Genomic DNA, 5,167 nt, shown 5'->3' on the forward strand with positions numbered 1-5,167 from the left:
CTTGCCTAAGTTGACCGGTTTCCGGAGGGTGGCTGGTGAGATCAGGGAAACAGTCGGGGCGGGACGTCCTGACGCGCTCGGTCAGGGGGCAGGCGCGGCGCGTCGGTCTCGGCGCGGTGCTCGGGTGTGTGCACCAACTGGGGGAAGCCCTGGTCCCGGTGCTCATCGGTGTCGTCATCGACCAGGCCGTGGCCGGGCAGGACGCCGGCCGGCTCGCCCTCTGGCTGGTCGTCCTGGCCGTGATGTACGTGGCGCTGTCGTGGAGTTTCCGGCTGGGCGCGCGGGCCGGTGAGCGCGGTGCCGAAGAGGCCGCGCACACCCTTCGCCTGGCGATCGTGCGCCGGGTCCTCGACGCCCGCGGCGGCGCCGAGGAGGGACGGCTGCCCGGCGAGCTGGCCAACGTCGCCACCGAGGACGCCAAGCGCGTCGGTGCGGTGAACATGGCGCTGATGAGCGGGATATGGGCGGTCGCCGGCATCACCGCCAGCGCCGTGTGGTTGCTGCTGACGTCCGTGCCGCTCGGGCTGATCGTGCTGCTGGGCACGCCGGTGCTGTTGTGGCTGGGGCATCTGCTGAGCAAGCCGCTGGAGCGCCGCAGCGAGGCCGAGCAGGACCGGGCCGCCCACGCCTCGGGAGTGGCCGCCGACCTGGTGGCCGGGCTTCGGGTGCTGAAGGGGCTGGGCGCCCAGCAGGCGGCCGTCGAGCGGTACCGCCGTACCAGCCGTGCCTCGCTCGCGGCCACCCTGCGCGCCGCCCGTGCCGAGTCCTGGCAGACCGGGCTCGTCCTCGCCCTGACCGGTGGGTTCATCGCGCTGATAGCGCTGGTCGGCGGGCGGCTGGCACTCGACGGCTCGCTCACCCTCGGGCAGTTGGTGTCCGCGGTGGGTCTCGCGCTGTTCCTGCTGGGACCGTTGGAGACGTTCGCCTGGGTCAACGCCGAACTGGCGCAGGGCCGGGCCTCGGCCGCCCGGGTCGCGGAGGTCCTCGCCGCGCAGCCCGCCGTGGTGGGCGGTCAGGACCCGGTGCCGGACCCGGTGCGCGGGGAACTGCGGCTGCGCGGGGTGCGGCTCGGTGGGCCGGACGGCGTCGACCTAGACCTGACGGCCGGGCGGCTGACCGGGATCGCCGTGACGGATCCGGCCTCCGCCGAGGCCCTGTTGCGCTGCCTGGCCCGGGAGACCGACCCGGAGTCGGGTTCGGTCGAACTGGACGGTGTGCCGTTGACCCGACTCGATCCGGCGGGGCTGCGGGCGGCGGTGCTGGTGGCCGCCCATGACGCCGTGCTGTTCGACGGCTCGCTGGCCGCGAACGTGACTCCGGAAGCGGGGGCAGAGGCGCGGAGCGACCCGGCGGAGATCGCTGAGGCGGACGGGGCGGAGAACGGTGAGGCCGACGGGGAGGCGGGCGGGGCGGCGGATCTCCGGACGGAGCGCGCCATGGCCGCCGCCCACGCCGACGAGGTGGCCCGTTCCCTGCCGCACGGCGCCGCGACCGGTGTCGGCGAGGGCGGCCGGTCCCTGTCGGGCGGTCAGCGCCAGCGCGTCCTGCTGGCGCGTGCCCTGCGCGCCGCGCCGCCCGTCCTGGTCGTGCACGATCCGACGACGGCCGTGGACGCGGTGACCGAGGCACGCATCGCCGAGGGGCTGCGCGAGATCCGGCGCGGCCGCACCACGGTCGTGGTGACCAACAGCCCGGCGCTGCTCGCCGTCGCCGACCGGGTGGTCCTCCTCGACGGCGGCCGGGTCGGCGCCGAAGGCACACACGCCGAACTCGTAGAGGCCGACGCGACCTACCGGACGGCGGTGCTGGCGTGACGACGGAACAGTCGAGAGCCGCGCAGACGGAAGCCGCGCGGACGGCGGCAGAACGGACAGCGGCCGGGCAGGCGGAGGCCGGAGCGGCGGAAACCGATCGGGCCCTGCTGCCGACGGCGAGTCCCGCCCGCACCCGGGCCGCGGTGCGTGAGTTGCTGCGGCCGCATCGGGGGCTGGCCTGGGCCGGGTTCGGGCTGATGGTGCTCGCCACCTCCGTCGGGCTGCTCACCCAGCCCCTGCTCGGTCACATCGTCGACGTGGTCACCGAGCGCCGCTCCCCCGACGCGCTCACCCTGCCCGTCCTCGTGCTGGCCGGGGTCGCCGTGGTGCAGGGCATCACGACCGCGCTGGGCATGTCGCTGGTGTCCCGGCTCGGCGAGACCGTGCTCGCCCGGCTGCGCGAGCTGTTCGTGGAGCGTGCGCTCTCCCTGCCGCTGGGGCGGCTGGAGGAAGCGGGCTCCGGCGACCTCAACGCCCGGGTCACCCGGGACGTGTCCCGGGTCGCCGACGCGGTGCGCGGCGCCCTGCCGGAACTGGCCCGCTCCGCGCTGTCGATCGTGCTGACCCTGGGCGCCCTCGCCCTGCTGGACTGGCGGTTCCTGCTGGCCGCGCTCGTCGCCCTGCCCGTACAGGCGCACACCGCGCGGTGGTACGTGCGCAACGCCGTGCCCCTGTACGCCAAGGAGCGCATCGCCACCGGGGCCCAGCAGCAGCAGCTGCTGGACACCATCGGCGGGGCACGGACCGTACGGGCGTACCGGCTCCAGACCGGCCACACCCGGCGGGTCACCGACCGTTCGCGGGCGTCGGTGGAACTGACGATGCGCGGGGTGCAGCTGGTGCTGCGCTTCTACAGCCGTCTGCACATCGCCGAGTACGCGGGCCTCAGCGCCGTCCTGGTCACCGGGTTCCTGCTGGTGCGCTCCGGCTCCGCCTCGGTCGGCACCGCGACGGCCGCCGCGCTGTACTTCCACAGCCTCTTCGGACCGGTGAACACCGCGCTCGTGCTGCTCGACGACGCCCAGTCGGCGACGGCCGGACTGGCCCGGCTGGTCGGGGTGGTGGACGAGCCGTCGCCCACGTTCGCCGAGCGCGCGGACGACCGTTCGACCGCCGCAGGTGCCCCGTCCGTGACGCTGACCGCGGTCTCCCACGCGTATGTGCCCGGCCGCCCGGTGCTGCACGGCGTCGATCTGGAGATCCGGCCCAAGGAACGGGTCGCGCTGGTCGGTACGACCGGGGCGGGCAAGACGACGCTCGCGAAGCTGGTGGCGGGGCTGCACCGGCCGGAGAGCGGACGGATCGACGTCGGCGGTGTCGAACCGGACGAGTCCGGCCGCCTGGTGGGACTCGTCACGCAGGAGGTGCACGTCTTCGCCGGACCGCTGGCCGACGATCTGCGGCTGGCCCGCCCCCAGGCGGACGACGAGGAGCTGCGGGAGGCGCTGGCCACGGTGGGCGCCCTCGGCTGGGCCGAGGCGCTGCCGGAGGGCCTGGAGACCGTCGTCGGCGACGGCGGACACCGGCTCACCGCCGACCGGGCCCAGCAACTCGCGCTGGCCCGACTCCTGTTGGCCGATCCGCCGGTCGTGGTCCTCGACGAGGCGACAGCCGAGGCGGGCAGCTCGGGCGCCCGCCAGCTCGACGAGGCCGCCGAGCAGGCCCTGCGGGGCCGTACGGCGCTGGTCGTGGCGCACCGGCTCAGTCAGGCCGCCACCGCCGACCGGGTGGTCGTCCTCGGTGACGGCCGGGTCGTGGAGAGCGGCACGCACGACGAACTGCTCACCGCCGACGGCGCGTACGCCACCCTGTGGCACGCCTGGTCCGGCAGTCGCTCCCCCGCCCCGGACGGCCCCTGACGAGAAACCTGCCCGCCATCCCTCCGCCCCGGAACCGGCCACCCCCCCGTCGAACGCACCGCGACGAACAGAAGGATCATCCGATGCCCCGCGCCACCAGAGCCGCACGGCTTTCCGGCCTGCTCGCCTCCGTAGTTCTGCTCGCCGTCGCGGCGGTCGGCTGCGGCGGCTCCGACTCCGGTTCCTCGTCCTCCGGCGCGAAGGGGTCGGACTCCTCGTCCGCCGCCGGCGCCTTCCCCGTGACCCTCGACCACAAGTACGGCAGTACGACGATCAAGACCGAGCCGCGGCGGATCGTCACCGTCGGTCTCACCGACCAGGACGCCGTCCTCGCGCTGGGCAAGGTGCCGGTCGGCACGACCGAGTGGCTCGGCGGCTACAAGGGCGCCGTCGGCCCGTGGGCCGAGGACAAGCTGGGCGGCGCGGCGGCGCCGACCGTCCTCACCGACACCGGCACCGGCCCCCAGGTGGAGAAGATCGCCGCGCTGAAGCCCGATCTCGTCCTCGCCGTGTACTCGGGCCTGACCAAGGCCCAGTACGAGAGCCTGTCGAAGTTCGCGCCGGTGGTCGCCCAGCCGAAGGCGTACAACGACTACGGCGTGCCGTGGCAGCAGCAGACCGAGGAGATCGGCAAGGCGCTCGGCAAGGAGAGCGAGGCCAAGACGCTCGTGTCGGGCGTCGAGGAGAAGTTCGCGGCGGCCAGGAAGGCCAATCCCGCCTTCGCCGGGGCCACGGCCGTCATGGCGACCCCGTACGAGGGCACGTTCGTCTACGGCAGCCAGGACACCCGCTCGCGGATCCTGTCCGGCCTCGGCTTCTCGCTGCCGAAGGACCTCGACAAGGTGATCGGGGACACGTTCGGCGCCAACATCAGCAAGGAGCGCTTCGACCTGCTCGACCAGGACGTCGCCGTGTGGATCGTGCCGGACCTCACCACGGCGGTCACCGAGCTGCACAGCGACAAGATCTACTCCGACCTGAACGTGGTGAAGCAGGGCCGTGAGGTCTTCATCCAGGAGACCGGCGACTACGGCAACGCGGTCTCGCTGTCGACCGTGCTGAGTCTCCCCTACGTCATCGACCGCCTGGTGCCGCAGCTCGCCGCGGCGGTGGACGGCAAGACCGACACCGAGGTGGAGCAGCCGGCGTCCTGACCGGTCCCACGGCATGACGAAGGGGGCGGGCCCGCGGGCCCGCCCCCTTCGTCATGTCCCGCGGGCTCAGGCCCCCTCGGCCTCGACGAGGCTCTTGGGCCGCAGGTCGGTCCAGTTGGCCTCGATGTGGTCCAGGCACTCCTGGCGGGCGGCGGGGCCGTGCGCGACGGTCCAGCCGGCCGGGACGTCCACGAAGTCGGGCCACAGGCTGTACTGGCCCTCGTCGTTGACGAGGACGCAGTACACGCCGTCGGGGTTCTCGAACGGGTTGCTCATGTCGGGTTCCCTGTCTCTCCGGGTCTCTCTGATCTGGTCTGTTGTCGGGTCAAGTGCGTTTTGT

At 73.6% G+C, this 5,167-nt stretch carries 4 protein-coding genes; 3 read left to right on the plus strand and 1 reads right to left on the minus strand.

Going from position 1 to position 5,167, the window contains the following annotated elements; all coding sequences use genetic code 11:
- Positions 1-35: 35 nt before the first annotated feature.
- From OHU34_RS09440 to OHU34_RS09450, 3 genes are all read left to right on the plus strand, one after another.
- The gene (locus OHU34_RS09440) at positions 36-1,814 is read left to right on the plus strand and encodes an ABC transporter ATP-binding protein (RefSeq protein WP_405765811.1); all 1,779 of its coding nucleotides are present in this window, start codon (positions 36-38) and stop codon (positions 1,812-1,814) included.
- 104 nt (positions 1,815-1,918) lie between these two features.
- Positions 1,919-3,673, plus strand: coding sequence for an ABC transporter ATP-binding protein (locus tag OHU34_RS09445; protein WP_405772215.1), 1,755 nt, complete (start codon positions 1,919-1,921; stop codon positions 3,671-3,673).
- Positions 3,674-3,756: 83 nt separating this feature from the next.
- Positions 3,757-4,827, plus strand: a complete 1,071-nt coding sequence (locus tag OHU34_RS09450) for an iron-siderophore ABC transporter substrate-binding protein (protein WP_142266821.1) — start codon at positions 3,757-3,759, stop codon at positions 4,825-4,827.
- A 66-nt stretch (positions 4,828-4,893) separates the two neighbouring features.
- Here OHU34_RS09450 and OHU34_RS09455 read toward each other — a convergent pair whose 3' ends face one another.
- Entirely contained in the window at positions 4,894-5,103 is a 210-nt protein-coding gene (locus OHU34_RS09455; protein WP_230194274.1) for an MbtH family protein, read from the minus strand.
- Positions 5,104-5,167: the final 64 nt, after the last annotated feature.

The sequence above is a fragment of the Streptomyces sp. NBC_00080 genome, assembly GCF_045041255.1.
Lineage (GTDB): Bacteria > Actinomycetota > Actinomycetes > Streptomycetales > Streptomycetaceae > Streptomyces > Streptomyces coriariae.

Excerpts from the sequence above, each read along its gene's own strand:
- OHU34_RS09450 (WP_142266821.1), top strand. The coding sequence starts at position 3,757 with ATGCCCCGCGCCACCAGAGCCGCACGGCTTTCCGGCCTGCTCGCCTCC.
- OHU34_RS09455 (WP_230194274.1), bottom strand. The coding sequence starts at position 5,103 with ATGAGCAACCCGTTCGAGAACCCCGACGGCGTGTACTGCGTCCTCGTC.